The sequence below is a fragment of the Defluviimonas salinarum genome (assembly GCF_026013545.1).
Lineage (GTDB): Bacteria > Pseudomonadota > Alphaproteobacteria > Rhodobacterales > Rhodobacteraceae > Albidovulum > Albidovulum salinarum.
In genome coordinates this window covers 165,312-180,737 of sequence record NZ_JAPDOG010000006.1, presented here as the reverse complement: position 1 = coordinate 180,737, position 15,426 = coordinate 165,312, and the positions used below count along the sequence as shown (strand labels likewise).

Below are 15,426 nucleotides of genomic sequence, written 5' to 3'. Positions count from 1 at the left end.
CTATCCTTGGGTAAATATTCCTGATTTCTGGTCCCTTTCGGAAAGATAGTGCTTTCTGGTCGCGGATCAATTGGCAAATGCCGGCCGTCCCGCGCGGGTACAATTTGATACATTTGCGCATGAACTCCTGCGACAGTCGCGTGTCACCCTCAGTCCGCACACCTTCGTGGGGGAGGGACCATGTACGCAATTTCACCGGCAGATCTCGGCACGGAAAAGACGTCAGTTCAGCGCCGCCGCCCGGCTCGGAGCGCGGGCGCCGAAGGGGTGACGCGCAGGCTGACGCCCGGGCAGCATCTCTTCTTCGAATCGGATCGGGCGGCTTTCGTCTACAAGGTCCAGTCGGGCGTCCTGCGCCTGACGCGCACGCAGAAGGACGGTCGGCGGCAGGTCATCGCATTCGGCTTTCCGGGCGACGTGATCGGGTTGCCCTGCGAGGGGCGTCACACGACCGAATGCGACGCGATCACGCCGGTCGAAGTGCTGCCGCGCCGCTGCGACATCTCGGAGCCGTCCGGCATGGACCCGCAACTGCGCGCGCGGCTGATGGAGGCTGCGCTCAACGAGATCCGGATGCTGCAGGATCATTTCCTGATCTTCGGCCGGCGGCTTGCGAGCGAGAAGGTCGCGGCGTTTCTCGTGCTCCTGCTCGACCGGATCGGCGAGCCGGTCGGTGAGCTCCAGCTGATCCGGCTGCCAATGAACCGCGCCGATATCGCCGACTATCTTGGGCTCACGCCCGAAACCGTGAGCCGGTCGATCACGCAACTGCGGGCGCAAAACGTGATCGCGCTCGACGATGCCAACACGATGGTCGTGCGGGATGAATACTGCCTGCGGTGCCTCGCCGAGGGCGATGCCGAGCTGTGCGCCTGCGCCTGACCGGAACAAGGGCTACCGTCACGGCCGCGTCGCGGGCTTGATCGCGGTTTCGACCTTCGCGCCGAGGCTTTCGAGGCTGTCGATCAGGATCTGCGCGGCATAGGCCGGGTTGTGGGCGTGGATGCCGGGATCCTTGGCAACGAACTGGTAGTTGTAGGCCGCCTTCAGAAGGCGCGGCGTCCAGCTCTGGTAGCGGTTCGGATAGCCGACCTCGTCGCCGTCAGGCTGCCCGTTGGCGTTCAGGTCCGCGAAGAAATAAGGGTAGCTGTCGGGCGCGTAGACCACGGGCGCGCCGGCGACCTCGGCAGCATAGGTGCCGATCGCCCGGCCGAGCGCGTCGTGCAGCCCCGCGATTTCGTGCGCGGCGCCTTCAGCGGCGTCGCCGTCGGCGTCGTAATCGCCGGTATGGGTGCGGATGTCGGCGATCTCGGCGGTCTTGTGGCAGGCGACGCAGCCCTCGGCGCTGACGGCAAGGGTGTGGGGATCGTGGCAGCCGGTGCAGTTGTCGAAGCCAGGCACATGGGTGAAGCGGCTGGCGTAGGTCTTGCCGGGGTACTCGTAGCCGCCATGCGCCGCGGCGCCCATCAGGCTCGCGGCTGCGGCGCGGTAATGCACGTTGATGAAGCCGAGATCGGGCGAGACGGCGTCCTCGTCGAGCCCGGCGATCGCGCTTTCCACGCTCACCGAGGATTGCCGGCCCTGGTGGCAGACCCAGCAGACGGCGGACGTGCCGAGCCCCTCGGTGATCGCGCCGGAGGGGAAGGTCACCTGGTCGAGCGCCGTTGCCGTCTGGTTGTGGCAGGCGGCGCAGTCGACGGTGGATCCAGTCAGCGCGGGGTGGTCGACGACGCCGGCCTCGCTGCCGTCGGCGCCGAGGAAATCGCGGAACCCGGAGCTGGTGTGGCAGTTGGCGCATCCCGGCGGCACGGCGCCGTCCTCGTTCCAGTGGCGGAACGATTCCGAGCTTAGATCGGCATGGGGAGAGGCGAGCCAGGATTCGACCACATCGGGGAGGACGGGGTTCGTTTCCTGGGCAAGCGGCGCGGTCGCGCCGAGGCCGGACAGGAAGACAAGCGTGAATGCCAGCGTCAGGTGCCACGGGATCATGTCGGGAAACCTCCGGTGCTCGGGCCGATCGCCCCATGTTGCCGGATCGGCGGCGGGCGCTCGTTGACACGGATCAAGGCGCAGGGGCGCCATGCGTCGGAGGGTCGTGCCTGAAACCATCTGGACCGCACATGATTGGACTGAACGCAATCCGGGAGCGGCGCATCCGTCCTGCTGCGGGGCCGGTCGGAGCCTTGCGGCGGCCGGACCGTGTCGCGCTTGTCGGCGCGGATTATCCGGGGCTGCGGCCCGTTCTCCTGGTCGCGGAGGGAGACCGCGTCAGGGCCGGGCAGGCGCTGTTTACCGACCGCCATCACCCCGAGGTCGCCTTCGTGGCACCGGCGTCCGGCATCGTCGAAACCGTGGCGCTGGGCGCGGGGCGGAGGTTGTCGGTGCTGGTGGTGCGTCTCGATGCGGCGCCGGAGCGGGATCCTCCGACTAAGGAAGTGCGGGTTGGGGGTGCCCGTGCGGCGCTGCTTGCGGGCGGCCTCTGGCCGGCGTTCCGCAGGCGGCCCTACGGGCGCATCCCGGCACCCGACGAGGTGCCGGAGGCGATCTTCGTCAACGCGATGCCCGATCGGGACGGGGCGCCCGATCCGCAGGCGGTCCTTGCCGAAGCGGGGCCGGGCTTCGACCGCGGACTCGACATGGTGGCCGAGCTGACCGGGGGGGCGGTCTTCGTCTGCCAGCGCCGGGGCGCGGCCTTCGCGACGCCCGGCCGCGAGCGCATCTGCACCGTGTATTTCCCCGATCCGGCGGCGGCGGGGCTCAGTTCGCATCACATCGCCCGGCTCGGCGCTCCGGCCCCGGGGGGCAGCGTCTGGACCGTCGGCTGGCAGGACGTGGTCGCGATGGGGGAGCTGGCGCGGACCGGCCGTTATCACGGCCAGCGCGTCATCGCGTTTCACGACGGGCGCGGGGAGGCCGCCCTGTTCCCGACCCTGCTCGGGGCGGAGTTGAGCGACCTTGCGGACCTGCCGGGCGATGCGGGTGCGGCCTTCCGTCTGGTCTCCGGCGCCCGGATCGGGGGCCGCGAGGCACGGTTTCTCGGCCGCTATGACACGCAGGCGGCGTTGGTGCCGGTGCGGCGGGTATCGCTCTTCGACCGGCTCGCGAAACATCTCGCGGCCGGGGGCAAGCCGCGCCCCAAGCCGATCCTGCCCCGGGCCGCGCTCGACACCGCACTGCCGGTCGCGATCCCTCCGGTGCCGCTGATGCGCGCGCTCGCGATTGGCGACGTGGAGGCGGCGGAGCGGCTCGGGGCGCGCGGACTTGTCGAGGAGGATGTCGCGCGGCTGACTCATCTCTGCACGAGCGGCAGCGACTACGGCCGGCTTCTGCGCCGGGTTCTCGACCGGATGGAGGGCGCGGCATGATCCGCGCCGCTTTTCCGGGGGGCGTCACGCTTCTGCAGGCGGCGGCCCTTCTGCCGCCGGTCGCGGTGGCGGTGTTCGCACGGGGGGCTGGAGCGACGGCGGTGCTGGCGGTCGCGCTCCTGACCGCTCTGATCTGGGATCTCGTCTTTGCCCGCGCCCGCGCCGCGCCCGTTGCCTGGCACAGCGTCACGACCGGGCTGATCCTCGCGGTGGCGGTGCCACCGGACGTGACGCTCTGGCAGGTGGCGCTGGCCGCGAGCTTCGGCGTCGTCTTAGGCGAACAGGTCTTCGGCGGACGCGGCTTCGGGTTCCTCAGCCCGGCGGTCGCGGCGCTGGCCTTTCTCGCCTTCTCCTTTCCGGGAACCGGGCTTGCCGGCGCCGAGCCCGCCGTCGCGGCGGCAGCGGTCCCCGGCCTGGTGCTGCTTTTCGCGGCGGGGCTCGTCTTCTGGCGGCTGCTCGCGGGCTTCGCGCTCGGACTTTGCCTCGCCACGCTTCTCGCCTCGGGCGCTTTGCCCGCCCCGTCGCTAGCGGTGTCGCTTTGTTTCGGCGCGGTCTTCCTGCTCGCCGATCCGGTCGCGGCGGCGGCGACGCAGGCCGGGCGCTGGATTCACGGGCTCATCGCCGGGGGGCTGGTGGTCCTTCTGGCCGACATGGGGCCGGTCAACGCGCTCGTCTTCGCCGCTTTGCTCGCGAGCCTCGCGGCCCCGCTGGTCGACCATCTGGTGATCCGCGCCCTGGCCAGGCGCCGGGACGGGAGGCGGCGGCATGTCTGAGCGCATGGGTCTCTGGCGGCGCTTCCTCGGCCTGCCGAACACCGATCCGCGCAAGGCTTTCGGCGTGACCTTCCTCGTCGCGCTCGTCTGCGCGCTGGTCGTCTCCTCGGCCTCGGTCCTCCTGAAGCCGGTGCAGGACGCGCATGTCGAGCGCGAGCGGCAGGCGCGGCTCGCGGCGATGGTCGCGGCCCTTCCGGCGATGCGCGAGCTGATGGAGGAGGCCGGTGTCGATGCGCTCGAGACGCGGCTCGTGGTGCTGGAGACCGGCGACTACGAGACCGCCACCGATCCGGCGGGCTTTGATCCCGTCGCCGCCGCGAAGGATCCCGCGACCAGCATCGCGCTTCCGCCTGAGGCCGATCCGGCCGGGCTGAAACGGATCGCCACCGTTGCGCCGGTCCATCTTCTCGAACGCGACGGGCGGCTCGCGCTTGTCGTGCTGCCGGTCTCGGGCGTGGGGTACCAGTCGCTGATCCGCGCCTACCTGGCGCTTGAGCCCGATCTCGTCACCATCGCCGCGCTGACGATAGTCGAGCAGGGTGAGACACCCGGTCTCGGCGCTCGGATCGAGGAGCCGGACTGGCAGGCGCTCTGGACCGGCCGGAGGATCGCGGAAGAGGCGGGGCGCATCCTGATCCGGGTGGTGCAGACCCCGGCGAAAGAGCCCTACGAGGTCGACGGGATCTCGGGCGCGACCCGGACCGGGGCCGGGGTCGGCAACATGCTGGCCTTCTGGCTCGGTGCGCACGGGTTCGGGCCGTTCCTCGAGCGGCTGAAGCGGGAGGGCTCGTGACATGGCCACGTTCCTCGACCGCCTGACCCGACCGCTGATCGACGAGAACCCGGTGACGTTGCAGATCCTCGGGATCTGTTCGGCGCTCGCGGTCACGACGACTCTGGCCACGGCGCTGACGATGGCGGCGGCGCTGACGGTGGTGCTGTGCCTCTCGGGCCTCTTCATCAGCCTGATCCGCCGGCATATTCCGCATTCGGTGCGGCTGATCGTCCAGATCACGATCATTGCCTCGCTCGTCATCGTGATCGACGGGCTCCTGCGCGCCTACGCGTTCGAGATGAGCCGGCGGCTCTCGGTCTTCGTCGGGCTGATCGTCACCAACTGTCTCGTCCTTGGCCGGGCCGAGAGCTTCGCGATGAAGAACCCGGTCCTGCCGACGCTCGCCGACGCCTTCGGCAACGGTCTGGGCTACAGCCTCGTCCTGATCGTCGTCGGCACTTTGCGCGAGCTTCTCGGCGCGGGCACGCTCCTTGGCCGGCCGGTCGTGGCGACCGTGGCGGAGGGCGGCTGGTTCGAGCCGCTCGCACTGATGCAGCGGGCGCCGGCGGCGTTCTTCATCCTCGGGCTCCTGGTCTGGGCGATCCGGGCCCTGCGCCGGTCGCAGGCCGAGGCGCCGGACTACCGGCTCGAGGCGGCGGAGGAGGAGCGATGACCGAACTCCTCTTCAGGGCGATCTTCGAGGAGAACCTCGCGCTGTCGTTCTTTCTCGGCATCTGCACCTTCCTTGCGGTGTCGAAGCGGGTGGAGACGGCGGCGGGGCTGGGGCTTGCGGTCATCGTGGTGCAGACGATCACGGTGCCCCTGAACAACCTGATCCAGACGCAGCTTCTGTCCGAAGGCGCCTGGGGCTGGGTGGGGCTGCCGGAGGTCGATCTGGGGTTCCTGAAGCTCGTGACCTTCATCGGCGTGATCGCGGCCTCGGTGCAGGTGCTTGAAATGACGCTCGACCGCTTCGCGCCGCTGCTGTACCGCGCGCTCGGGATCTTCCTGCCGCTGATCACGGTGAACTGCGCGATCCTCGGCGGCAGTCTTTTCATGGTCGAGCGCAGGTACGATTTCGCGGAGGCGGTCGTCTACGGCTTCGGCAGCGGCGTCGGCTGGGCGCTTGCGATCGTGACCTTCGCCGCGATCCGCGAGCGGCTGCGCTACAGCGACATGCCGGCGGGGCTGCAGGGGCTTGGCAGCGCCTTTCTCGTGACCGGGCTCATGTCCCTGGGGGTCTCGGCGCTGGCGGGGGCGGGCGGGCCATGACCGAGATCGTCCTTGGCAGCATGCTCCTGACCGCGATCGTCCTTGTCCTCACGGCGGTCGTCACGGCCGCGCGGCGGGTGCTCCTGCCCGCGAAGCCGGTCTCGATCACCGTCAATGGGCGCGAGAACGTCGCCGCCATGACCGGCGACAAGCTGCTCTCGGCGCTTGGGCAGGCCGGGATCCTCGTGCCCTCGGCCTGTGCCGGGGCCGGGACCTGCGGGCTTTGCCGGGTGACGGTGACCGGGGGCGGCGGGACGGTGCTGCCGACCGAGACCGCGCGGCTGAGCCGGGCGGAGCTGGCGCAGGGGATGCGGCTGGCCTGCCAGGTGACCTTGCGCGGCGATGTCGCGGTGGAGCTGCCGGAGAGCCTGATCGGCGCCGAAAGCCTCGACTGCACGGTGCACTCCGCCCGCTTCCTCGCGCCGTTCATCCGGGAACTCGTGATCGCGCTGCCCAAGGACGCCCGGCCGGCGCTGCCTGCGGGGAGCTTCTTCCAGATCACCGCGCCGCCCTACCGGCTACAGTTCGACGCGCTCGACGTGCCGGCGGAGCACGAGCGGACCTGGCGGGCGGTCCGTCCGCTCGTCTCCGAGAGCCGGCAGAGCGAGATGCGGGCCTATTCGATCTCCAACCGGCTTGAGGACAGCGAGGCGGGGCGCGTCGTCTTCAACATCCGCCTCGCGCTGCCGCCGCCGCATGAGCCGGAGGCGCCGCCGGGAAAGGTGTCCTCCTACCTCTTCTCGGTGAAGCCGGGCGACCGGATCGAGATCGCCGGTCCCTTCGGCAGCTTCCGCGCTCAGGAGAGCGATCGCGAGATGGTCTTCATCGGCGGCGGGGTCGGCATGGCGCCCTTGCGCGCGATCATCCTCGACCAGCTGGAACGGTTGGGGACGCAGCGGCGGATGAGCTTCTGGTACGGCGCGCGGAACCGGGGCGAACTGTTCTACGCCGAGGAGTTCGACGCGCTGGCCGAAAGGCACGCCAATTTCCGCTGGACGGTCGCGCTGTCCGACCCGCGCCCGGAGGATGGCTGGCAGGGCGCCACCGGCTTTGTCCACAATGTCGTCGAGGAGCGGCTGCTGAAGGATCACCCCGCGCCGGAGGACTGCGAATACTACCTTTGCGGCCCGCCGCTGATGATCAAGGCGGTGCTCGCGATGCTCGCCGATGCGGGCGTGGAGGACAGTGCCATCTTCAACGACGATTTCGGAGCCTGAGCGATGGAACCGCCCCTGACCCTTACGGAGAGATGACATGGCGACCTTCCTTCTGACCCTCGCGATCCTGCTTCTCGTCCAGGCCGGCCTCGCGGTCGGGATCCTCGCCGGGCGCCGCCCGCTCAAGGGATCCTGCGGCGGTGTCGCCTGCCTCAAGGGTGCAGCCTGCGCCGGATGCGGGGGCGGGGAAGGGGGCCGCGATGACTGACCGCCCCAAGGTCGCCGACTGCATGGCGCGTGAGCTGATCACGCTGACCCCGGACATGGAGATCAACCATGCGCTGAGGATACTGCTCGACCGGCGCATCTCGGGGGCGCCCGTGGTCGATGCGGCGGGCCAGCTTGTCGGGGTTCTGTCGAAGAAGGACTGTCTGCGGGCGGCGCTGAATGCGTCCTACTATCAGGAGTGGGGCGACTGCGTGCGCGACTACATGAACCGCGACGTCGAGACGCTCGACGCGAACATGGATATCGTCGCGGCGGCGGAGGCCTTTCTTGGCAGCGTCTACCGGCGCTTTCCGGTCCTGTCGGAGGGGCGGCTGGTCGGGCAGGTCAGCCGCGCCGACGTCCTGCGCGCGCTTGTCGAGCAATGGGGGTGAGCGGCGCAGGGCTGGGCTGACGGGCGCAGTTGTGGCGACTTCCGCGATCTGGTTAACTCCGGGCGACCGAACCGGGATCCCGCCGTGAACAACCGTCTGGCCATGTCCAAACCCGCCGAGGCCGCCGAGAGCACCATCGGCGCCACCGTGCAATCCGTGATCGACACGATCTTCGGCCGCATCGAGGCCGAGGAATACGCGATCGACGAGCGCCTGCCCTCGGAGCGGACGCTCGCGGCCGAGCTCGGCGTCGCGCGCAATACCGTGCGCGAGGCGCTCGACGTGCTGGAGACCCGCAAGGTGATCCGCCGCCGCGCCGGCAGCGGCAGCTTCGTGACCTACAACGCCGAGGCGCAGACGAACACTGCGCCCTCGGCGCTCGCCTCGAACACGAGCCCGCTGAACCACCTCGTCGTGCGCGGCATACTCGAACCCGAGATGGTGCGGCTCGCGATCATCAACATGACGCCGCGCCAGATCGAGGCGCTGGGCGAGACCCTGTCGCAGATGGAGCAGGTGCGGACCGACGTTGCCGCCTTCGTGCGCCAGGAGGAGGAGCTTTACCGCCAGATCGCGCATGGCACCGGCAACCCGCTTCTCGCGGCCTGCTACGAGCTTGCCATCGACTCCTGCCGGCAGAATTTCCGCGCCGCGCTCCTCCGGCGGCATCTGACGCCGAAGCGGATCGGCGAGTACCAGCAACGCTACAACACGCTCTTCAACGCGATCGCCTCGCGCGATATCGAGGCGGCGGTCGAGTTCATCAAGCTGCACCTGATCGAGGAGCAGAAGCTGCTCCTGCAGGAGATGTGAGCCTAGAGGCTGCGGCGCGCAAGCGCGGTCTTGCTGCCGGCGCGGGCCTGGCGCTGGTCCCACATCTGGCCGAGTTCGATCATCTGGGCCTTGAGGCGGGGCCCGTGCTCTGCGAGCCAGTCGGGGATCGAGCCGAACTCGACGATCCGCGCCTTGCCGTCGGTGAGCCGCACCACCGGCCAGTCGCCGACGAGCGCGTTGTCGATGCCGAAGATCTCCGCCCCCCACCAGGCGGCCGGCCCGAAGGCATGCATCACCGCGCCGGACTGCTTCATCGCGGCGAGGACCGAGATCGAGGTCACGCTGCCCGCGCGTTCTGCCGCCGTGTGCCAGATGTCGAGGATCGCGGCATATTCCCAGGAAACCGCGCTCCAGCTGTCGGGGAAGCGGCGCTGGTATTCGTCGTAGAAATCCTTCGGGCGGTTGAAGAAGAAGGCCTTTTCGGCGAGCGCGGGGTCGTCGAAATCGGGGAACTGGAAGACGAAGCCCTCCATGAAGGTGCGCGAGGTGCGCGCGACCAGCCGGGGATAGGCGTCGAGCGTGCAGGAGAGAAGCTGGCCGGTGAAGCCCGCGGCATGGGCGGCCTCGGTCAGGGCATGGACCATCGGCGTGTAGCTCGTGCACCAGCAGAGCATGTCGGGATGGTCGGCCAGCATGGCCGCGACGATCGCGCCCGCGTCGGCGGCGTCCGGGTCGTAGCGGATCTCCTTGACCACCTCGATTCCGGCGGCGTCGAAGGCTGCCCGGTAGGTCGCGAGCGAGGGCAGGCCCAGCGCGTCGGTCTGGCTGCAGAGCGCGACGCGGCGGATCTCGGGGCGGCTCCGCGACAGCCAGTCGACCCCGGTGACGTTGTAAATCGGATGGAGTTCGCTCGGCGCGATCAGGTAGGGCGTGTCCGGTGACAGGTCGCTTGGCAGGAGCGTCGCGGTGAGGATCTTGCGGTCGGTGAGGTAGTCCATCACCGCCGACAGCGTGTCGCCGCCGAGAGAGAGGATGAGCTTGACGTCATGTTCCTGCACCAGCTTGCGGACGCCTTCCCGCGCGAGCTTCGGGTCATAGCGGCAGTCGTAGGGCAGGATGCGGATGTTGTGGCGCCGGCCGCCCAGCTGGAGCCCGCCCTTGCGGCCGATTCGGTCGGCCCAGATCTGGCAGCCGTTGAGACCGGGCAGGCCCCAGGATTGGACTGGACCAGTCAGCGGGGCGACGAATCCGATGTTGATCGTGTCCGCAGTCCCGGTGGTCAGCCGGGGGAGCGCCCCCTTTATGGCCAGTCTTTGCGCGAAACTTCCTGAGCTCATGTCGCCGATATTACGTCCTTTTCGTACGTTGTGCAGCCCTTTCGCGACGGAATATTACCTGTAGGCAAAACTTTTTATTGACAGGCGGACAACCAATTCGCCAGTCTGGTCCAAACCAAAGGAACCAGATCGCGAAATTGGTTCATACCACCAGGAGATCGAAATGAGGAAACGCGTAGCCATCATCGGTGCAGGCCCGTCCGGCTTGGCCCAGTTGCGGGCCTTCCAGTCCGCCGCCCAGAAGGGCGCGGAGATCCCGGAACTGGTCTGTTTCGAGAAGCAGTCGAACTGGGGCGGCCTGTGGAACTACACCTGGCGCACCGGCCTCGACGAGAACGGCGAGCCGGTGCATTGCTCGATGTACCGCTACCTCTGGTCGAACGGTCCGAAGGAAGGCCTCGAATTCGCCGACTATTCGTTCGAGGAGCATTTCGGCAAGCAGATCGCCTCCTACCCGCCGCGGGCGGTGCTCTTCGACTATATCGAGGGCCGCGTGAAGAAGGCCGACGTGCGCAAGTGGATTCGGTTCAACAGCCCGGTCCGCTGGGTCAGCTTCGACGACAAGACCAAGAAGTTCACCGTCACCGTGCATGACCACGACACGGACCGCACCTACAGCGAGGACTTCGACCATGTGATCTGCGCCTCGGGCCATTTCTCGACGCCGAACGTCCCCTTCTACGAGGGATTCGACACGTTCAACGGCCGCGTCCTTCATGCCCATGACTTCCGCGACGCCCGCGAGTTCCGCGGCAAGGACATCCTCGTCGTCGGCGCCTCCTACTCGGCCGAGGATATCGGCTCGCAGTGCTGGAAATACGGCTGCAAGTCCGTGACCTCCTGCTATCGCAGCGCTCCGATGGGCTTCAAATGGCCGGACAACTGGGAAGAGCGGCCGGCGCTCGAGAAGGTCGACGGCAACACCGCCTATTTCGCCGACGGCACCACGAAGGTCGTCGACGCGATCATCCTCTGCACCGGCTACAAGCACTATTTCAACTTTCTGCCGGACGACCTGCGGCTGAAGACCGCGAACCGGCTGGCGACGAACGATCTCTACAAGGGCGTCGTCTATGTCCACAATCCGGCGATGTTCTACGTCGGGATGCAGGACCAGTGGTTCACCTTCAACATGTTCGACGCGCAGGCCTGGTGGGTGCGCGACGCGATCATGGGCCGGATCGCGATTCCGTCCGACAAGGCGGTGCTGATGAAGGACGTCGTCGACCGCGTGGCGGGCGAGGATGCCGGCAAGGATGCGCATGACGCGATCCATTATCAGGGCGACTACGTCAAGGAGCTGATCTCCGAGACCGACTACCCGAGCTTCGACGTCGACGGCGCCTGCGAGGCCTTCTTCGAGTGGAAGGACCACAAGAAGAAGGACATCATGGGCTTCCGCAACAACGCCTATCGCTCGGTCATCACCGGCACGATGGCGCCCCTGCACCACACGCCGTGGAAGGATGCGCTCGACGACTCGCTCGAATCCTACCTGCAGACCGGGACCGCCCGGGCGGCGGCGGAATAGGTTCGCCTCCTTCTTCCCGGGAGCCCGAACCTGCGCGGCGGCCACTCCCCGTGGCCGCCGCGTTCACGTCCGGACCGGACCGAGCCCGAGCCGTGTCGGGATCGAGATCCGGACCGACAGACCGCCGAGAGCAGCGGAATCGCCGAGCGTGATCGTGCCGCCATAGGCCTGCACGAGATCGGTCGCGATCGCGAGGCCGAGGCCGGTTCCCGGGGCGGAGGTGTCGAGCCGCCCGCCGGAACGCAGCGCCTCGCGGCGCGCATGGTCGGGAATGCCGGGGCCGTCGTCCTCGACCGCGATCCAGGTCTCGGAACCGGAATTGCCGCAGGCGAGCCGCACCGTCTTGCGCGACCACTGGAAGGCGTTTTCCAGCACGTTGCCGAGAACCTCCTCGAGATCCTGCATGTCCATCCGGATCCGGAGATCGGGATCCGCCTCGGTCCGGAAATCCTTCGAGCGGGTGGCGGGCATCGAGCGGAAGAGCCGCGCCATGCGGTCCACCGAACCGGAGAGGTTCGCAAGCGCCTGCGTCGTGGCACCGCTGTTCGCCGCACGGATCCGGGCGAGGGAGCGCAGGAGCTGGGCATCGACCCGGTCGAGCGCCTCCTTGGCGGGCGCGATGTCGGTGCCATCCCGCTCCAGCGAATCGAGCGCGTTGCGCAGGATCGCCGACGGTGTCTTCAGAGCATGGGCGAGGTCGGCCGCCTGGCGCCTGCCGCGCTCGACGATATCGCGGTTGCGTTCGAGCAGCGTGTTGATGTCGGCGACCAGCGGGGCGACCTCGCTCGGGTAGTCGCCGGGATCGAGCGCCTCCTCGCGGTCCCAGCGGTGCGCGACATCCTCGCGCAGCTTGGTCAGCGGACGCACGATCGCCGAGGTCTGCAGGATCGCGCCGGCGATCCCGAGCACGCCGATCAGGGCCAGCGTCGACAGCAGGCCCTGGCGGAACCGCTGGCGTTCGAGTTCGAGCGCGGCAAGGGATTCCGCGACCATCACGGTCCAGGACGTGCCGTCATCCAGTTCGACGAGGCTGTAGGCGCCGCGCACCGTGCCCTCCGGGCCGGCGCCGGTCCAGAACTTTGGCTCGGGCGCGGGGTCGCGCGGCTCCGGCAGGAGGGAATCGAACAGCGAGCGCGACGCGACCGTGTCGGTCTCGGCGCCGGAAATCTGCCAGTAGCGGCCCGAATAGGGCCGCAGATAGGCCGGGTCGGTCAGGAAGTCCTCGACCAGGTCGACGTCGCCCTCAGTGTTGCCGAGCGCCGAGACGAGCTGCAGTTGCCGGTCGAGGAGGGTGTCGTCGAACCGCCGCTGGGTTGCGACATCGAAGATGTAGTAGAGCGCGACCCCGCCCACCGCGAGGGCAATGGCGGCCCAGATCAGGCCGCCGACGATCGCGCGGTGCCTGAGGGACCGCATCAGCCGTTGTCGATCATGTAGCCGCTGCCGCGGACCGTCTGGATGAAGTCGGGGCCGAGTTTCTTCCTCAGGCGCGTGATGAAGACCGCGATCGTGTTGGAATCGCGGTCATTGTCATATTCGTAGATATGCTCCGCCAACTCGCTGCGCGACACGAGCCGCCCGGCATTGTGCGCGAGATAGGACAGGACCGCGGCCTCCTGCGACGTCAGCTCGACCGGAAAACCGCCCAGGGTCACGCGGTTGTTGCGGGTGTCGAACTCGACATTGCCCTTGCGGAAGACCGGGTTGACCGTGCCCGACCGCCGCCGCAGCATCGCGCGGACCCGGGCCGAGAGCTCGGGCATGTGGAACGGCTTCGACATGTAGTCGTCGGCGCCCGCGTCGAGGCCGTCGACGCGGTCGGTCCAGCCGTCCCGCGCCGTCAGGATCAGCACCGGCGTCGCCACGCCCTGGCCGCGCCATTCCTTCAGGACCGAGATCCCGTCCCTCTTCGGCAGGCCGATATCGAGGATGATCAGGTCGTAGGGCTCGGTGCCGCCCATGAAGGCCGCTTCCTCGCCGTCATGAACGACATCGACGGCCCGGCCCTCGGCAATCAACGCGCGCTTGATCTGCTCGCACAGAACGGTTTCGTCCTCGGCAATCAGTATCCGCATGTCTGGTCACGGTCCCGGCTGGTGAGTGCTTCGCGGATGATAGACTATTTCGGTCCGTTGCCGCCACCGTTGCCGCCGCCGTTTCCACCACCGTTGCCGCCGCCGCCACCGCCGCCCTTGCTCTTGCCGGACTTGCTCTTGCTGCTGCCCTTGGCCTTGCCGGGTTTCTGCGCCGAGGCGGTCATGCCGTTGTTCGTCTTGCGGGCGGCTTCGCGCACCGCCTTCGCGCGCGCCGAGAACCGCGACAGGACAGCCCCGGTCGAGGCGTCGACGACCACCGAGGCGAGCTTTCCGTTCGGCTGCATCACGAGGACATTGTAGCAGATGCCGTCCGCGTCAAAGGCGCGCACATCGACGGGATCGCCGGATACGCTGCGCGAGATCGAGGAGTATATCTTCTGGAGGCTGAGGCTGCGGCCGGCGTTGACGCTCTGGCGCAATTCCTTCTGGCTCAGTTCGCGCACGCTGGCCGCCTGCGCCGGGACGGGCGCCAGGGCATGAGCAACAAGACATGCGAGAACAACGCGCCTGATCATCAGAAATTCTTAGCAAAACCAAGATGAACCGAAGATGAATGCCGCGTTGTCATTCGGTTCAAGCAGTCTGTGGTTGTTTCGGGGTGACGATCAATCCGTCGCTGATTCCCGGGCAATGGCCGCGCGGTCGGTGAGCGGACCCTACAACCAGAATTTGCCGGAGCGCCAGATGCCCTCGCCTGCCAACACCTTCCTGAAAGTCGCCTGCTTCGCCATTGCTTCGCTCGGGGCGGCGGCCTTCGTCGCGACGGTCGCTGCACCCGATGTCGCCTATGCCAAGAACGGCAACGGCAAGGGCGGCGAAGGCGGCAAGGGCGGCGGCAAGGGTGGCTCGAAAGGTGCAGGCAAGAGCAAGGGCGGCAATGGCGCCAAGGGTGCGACCAAGAGCGCCCAGAAGACCTTCACAAGCGAGGAGTTCGTGGGCAAGCCCAAGGTCAAGCCCATGCCCTACGGCAAGGCCAAGATCGCCGCTGCCGAATACGATTACGAGGGCGAATACGAGGGTGCCGCGCGGCTGCATCCGAGGCTGAAGGGCAAGTGGAACGCCTCGAATGCCAGCCAGTCGGCGCTCGACGCCCATATCCGCAACCAGAACTTCAACGGCACGATCGGCGCGCTGTCGCAGTACCAGCTCGCGGCCAAGGCGGCCGCTGGCGAGGAACTGACGGAAACCGAGCAAGCGGCGCTCGACACCTTCGTGGATTTCGACGCGATCGAGGTCTCCGACCAGGATCTGGCCGATTTCCTCAATGACGGCGCACTCGTCAGCGACCCGGTCTATTCGGTCGAGGACGGCATCGTGAGCTGTGCCGCGAACTGCGATGGCGTCGACCTTGCGGCAGCCCAGACGGCCGCCGACACAGAAGCAATGAACATCCAGGAGGCAGAGGAGCAGATGGCCCTCGACGGTTTCCTGTCCGATTCCGAAGCCCGTATCGTCAATGAGTCGAACAAGCCGCTGACGCCGGAAGGTACCGAGGATCTGCTCGACGAGCTGGCCTCGGACCTCGGCGTCAGCCGCGCGATGCCGGTGGCAGAGTTCGAAGAAGTCGAGGAGATGCCGGTCGAGGAGCCGGAGATCATCGTGGAAGAGCCGGCGCCTCTCGTCCAGTGAGGCGGCCGGGTACCGGCGTTTTGTGACAACAATAACAAGAAAACCAAAGAGGTAGAGC

Annotated in this window: 17 protein-coding genes; 12 read left to right on the top strand and 5 right to left on the bottom strand. The window is 67.9% G+C overall.

Annotated elements, in window-relative coordinates; genetic code table 11:
- Window positions 1-180 precede the first annotated feature (180 nt).
- Window positions 181-882: a helix-turn-helix domain-containing protein gene (locus tag OM960_RS09065; protein WP_264771750.1), complete on the top strand. Its 702-nt coding sequence runs from the start codon at window positions 181-183 to the stop codon at window positions 880-882.
- 18 nt (window positions 883-900) lie between these two features.
- Here OM960_RS09065 and OM960_RS09060 read toward each other — a convergent pair whose 3' ends face one another.
- Window positions 901-1,989, bottom strand: a complete 1,089-nt coding sequence (locus OM960_RS09060; protein ID WP_264771749.1) for a polyheme membrane-associated cytochrome C — start codon at window positions 1,987-1,989, stop codon at window positions 901-903.
- Between the two features lie 131 nt (window positions 1,990-2,120).
- Between OM960_RS09060 and OM960_RS09055 the strand changes: the two genes are divergently transcribed.
- The 9 genes from OM960_RS09055 (at window position 2,121) to OM960_RS09015 (ending at window position 8,814) form a co-directional block, all read left to right on the top strand.
- Window positions 2,121-3,365 carry a hypothetical protein gene (locus OM960_RS09055; protein ID WP_264771748.1) on the top strand — a complete coding sequence of 415 codons (1,245 nt, stop codon included), beginning with the start codon at window positions 2,121-2,123 and terminating at the stop codon, window positions 3,363-3,365.
- Complete coding sequence (locus OM960_RS09050) at window positions 3,362-4,138, top strand: RnfABCDGE type electron transport complex subunit D (RefSeq protein ID WP_264771747.1); 777 nt, start codon at window positions 3,362-3,364, stop codon at window positions 4,136-4,138. Before OM960_RS09055 ends, OM960_RS09050 begins: the two co-directional genes overlap by 4 nt.
- Window positions 4,131-4,931 (top strand): NADH:ubiquinone reductase (Na(+)-transporting) subunit C, encoded by an 801-nt coding sequence (gene nqrC / locus OM960_RS09045; RefSeq protein ID WP_264771746.1) that lies wholly within the window; start codon window positions 4,131-4,133, stop codon window positions 4,929-4,931. Before OM960_RS09050 ends, nqrC begins: the two co-directional genes overlap by 8 nt.
- Window position 4,932: 1 nt before the next feature.
- A complete protein-coding gene (locus OM960_RS09040) occupies window positions 4,933-5,586 on the top strand; it encodes an NADH:ubiquinone reductase (Na(+)-transporting) subunit D (RefSeq protein ID WP_264771745.1) in 654 nt (217 codons plus the stop codon).
- On the top strand, window positions 5,583-6,185 hold the full coding sequence (gene nqrE / locus OM960_RS09035; RefSeq protein ID WP_264771744.1) for an NADH:ubiquinone reductase (Na(+)-transporting) subunit E: 603 nt from the start codon (window positions 5,583-5,585) through the stop codon (window positions 6,183-6,185). Before OM960_RS09040 ends, nqrE begins: the two co-directional genes overlap by 4 nt.
- Complete coding sequence (gene nqrF, locus OM960_RS09030) at window positions 6,182-7,402, top strand: NADH:ubiquinone reductase (Na(+)-transporting) subunit F (protein WP_264771743.1); 1,221 nt, start codon at window positions 6,182-6,184, stop codon at window positions 7,400-7,402. The genes nqrE and nqrF overlap by 4 nt, the downstream gene beginning before the upstream one ends.
- A gap of 37 nt (window positions 7,403-7,439) precedes the next feature.
- A complete protein-coding gene (locus OM960_RS09025) occupies window positions 7,440-7,610 on the top strand; it encodes a hypothetical protein (RefSeq protein ID WP_264771742.1) in 171 nt (56 codons plus the stop codon).
- Window positions 7,603-8,001 carry a CBS domain-containing protein gene (locus tag OM960_RS09020; protein ID WP_264771741.1) on the top strand — a complete coding sequence of 133 codons (399 nt, stop codon included), beginning with the start codon at window positions 7,603-7,605 and terminating at the stop codon, window positions 7,999-8,001. The genes OM960_RS09025 and OM960_RS09020 overlap by 8 nt, the downstream gene beginning before the upstream one ends.
- A gap of 102 nt (window positions 8,002-8,103) precedes the next feature.
- Window positions 8,104-8,814 (top strand): FadR/GntR family transcriptional regulator, encoded by a 711-nt coding sequence (locus tag OM960_RS09015; protein WP_264771764.1) that lies wholly within the window; start codon window positions 8,104-8,106, stop codon window positions 8,812-8,814.
- Window positions 8,815-8,816: 2 nt separating this feature from the next.
- Here the strand turns inward: OM960_RS09015 and OM960_RS09010 are convergent, their stop codons facing one another.
- Window positions 8,817-10,112, bottom strand: a complete 1,296-nt coding sequence (locus tag OM960_RS09010; RefSeq protein ID WP_264771740.1) for an ABC transporter substrate-binding protein — start codon at window positions 10,110-10,112, stop codon at window positions 8,817-8,819.
- A 163-nt stretch (window positions 10,113-10,275) separates the two neighbouring features.
- Between OM960_RS09010 and OM960_RS09005 the strand changes: the two genes are divergently transcribed.
- On the top strand, window positions 10,276-11,643 hold the full coding sequence (locus OM960_RS09005; RefSeq protein ID WP_263334140.1) for a trimethylamine monooxygenase: 1,368 nt from the start codon (window positions 10,276-10,278) through the stop codon (window positions 11,641-11,643).
- Window positions 11,644-11,706: 63 nt separating this feature from the next.
- On the opposite strand, the gene OM960_RS09000 is transcribed toward OM960_RS09005, so the two are convergent.
- Genes OM960_RS09000 through OM960_RS08990 form a run of 3 tightly spaced genes read right to left on the bottom strand, consistent with a single transcriptional unit; the run spans window position 11,707 to window position 14,254 of the window.
- Window positions 11,707-13,059 (bottom strand): sensor histidine kinase, encoded by a 1,353-nt coding sequence (locus OM960_RS09000; RefSeq protein WP_264771739.1) that lies wholly within the window; start codon window positions 13,057-13,059, stop codon window positions 11,707-11,709.
- Window positions 13,059-13,718 carry a response regulator gene (locus OM960_RS08995; protein ID WP_263334137.1) on the bottom strand — a complete coding sequence of 220 codons (660 nt, stop codon included), beginning with the start codon at window positions 13,716-13,718 and terminating at the stop codon, window positions 13,059-13,061. Before OM960_RS08995 ends, OM960_RS09000 begins: the two co-directional genes overlap by 1 nt.
- A gap of 44 nt (window positions 13,719-13,762) precedes the next feature.
- Window positions 13,763-14,254: a PepSY domain-containing protein gene (locus tag OM960_RS08990; RefSeq protein WP_263334135.1), complete on the bottom strand. Its 492-nt coding sequence runs from the start codon at window positions 14,252-14,254 to the stop codon at window positions 13,763-13,765.
- Between the two features lie 169 nt (window positions 14,255-14,423).
- Here OM960_RS08990 and OM960_RS08985 point away from each other — a divergent pair, with 169 nt between their 5' ends.
- A complete protein-coding gene (locus OM960_RS08985; RefSeq protein ID WP_264771738.1) occupies window positions 14,424-15,368 on the top strand; it encodes a hypothetical protein in 945 nt (314 codons plus the stop codon).
- Window positions 15,369-15,426 lie beyond the last annotated feature (58 nt).

Coding starts and splice junctions, on each gene's coding strand:
- OM960_RS09065 (WP_264771750.1), top strand. CDS start 181: ATGTACGCAATTTCACCGGCAGATCTCGGCACGGAAAAGACGTCAGTT.
- OM960_RS09060 (WP_264771749.1), bottom strand. CDS start 1,989: ATGATCCCGTGGCACCTGACGCTGGCATTCACGCTTGTCTTCCTGTCC.
- OM960_RS09055 (WP_264771748.1), top strand. CDS start 2,121: ATGATTGGACTGAACGCAATCCGGGAGCGGCGCATCCGTCCTGCTGCG.
- OM960_RS09050 (WP_264771747.1), top strand. CDS start 3,362: ATGATCCGCGCCGCTTTTCCGGGGGGCGTCACGCTTCTGCAGGCGGCG.
- nqrC (WP_264771746.1), top strand. CDS start 4,131: ATGTCTGAGCGCATGGGTCTCTGGCGGCGCTTCCTCGGCCTGCCGAAC.
- OM960_RS09040 (WP_264771745.1), top strand. CDS start 4,933: ATGGCCACGTTCCTCGACCGCCTGACCCGACCGCTGATCGACGAGAAC.
- nqrE (WP_264771744.1), top strand. CDS start 5,583: ATGACCGAACTCCTCTTCAGGGCGATCTTCGAGGAGAACCTCGCGCTG.
- nqrF (WP_264771743.1), top strand. CDS start 6,182: ATGACCGAGATCGTCCTTGGCAGCATGCTCCTGACCGCGATCGTCCTT.
- OM960_RS09025 (WP_264771742.1), top strand. CDS start 7,440: ATGGCGACCTTCCTTCTGACCCTCGCGATCCTGCTTCTCGTCCAGGCC.
- OM960_RS09020 (WP_264771741.1), top strand. CDS start 7,603: ATGACTGACCGCCCCAAGGTCGCCGACTGCATGGCGCGTGAGCTGATC.
- OM960_RS09015 (WP_264771764.1), top strand. CDS start 8,104: ATGTCCAAACCCGCCGAGGCCGCCGAGAGCACCATCGGCGCCACCGTG.
- OM960_RS09010 (WP_264771740.1), bottom strand. CDS start 10,112: ATGAGCTCAGGAAGTTTCGCGCAAAGACTGGCCATAAAGGGGGCGCTC.
- OM960_RS09005 (WP_263334140.1), top strand. CDS start 10,276: ATGAGGAAACGCGTAGCCATCATCGGTGCAGGCCCGTCCGGCTTGGCC.
- OM960_RS09000 (WP_264771739.1), bottom strand. CDS start 13,059: ATGCGGTCCCTCAGGCACCGCGCGATCGTCGGCGGCCTGATCTGGGCC.
- OM960_RS08995 (WP_263334137.1), bottom strand. CDS start 13,718: ATGCGGATACTGATTGCCGAGGACGAAACCGTTCTGTGCGAGCAGATC.
- OM960_RS08990 (WP_263334135.1), bottom strand. CDS start 14,254: ATGATCAGGCGCGTTGTTCTCGCATGTCTTGTTGCTCATGCCCTGGCG.
- OM960_RS08985 (WP_264771738.1), top strand. CDS start 14,424: ATGCCCTCGCCTGCCAACACCTTCCTGAAAGTCGCCTGCTTCGCCATT.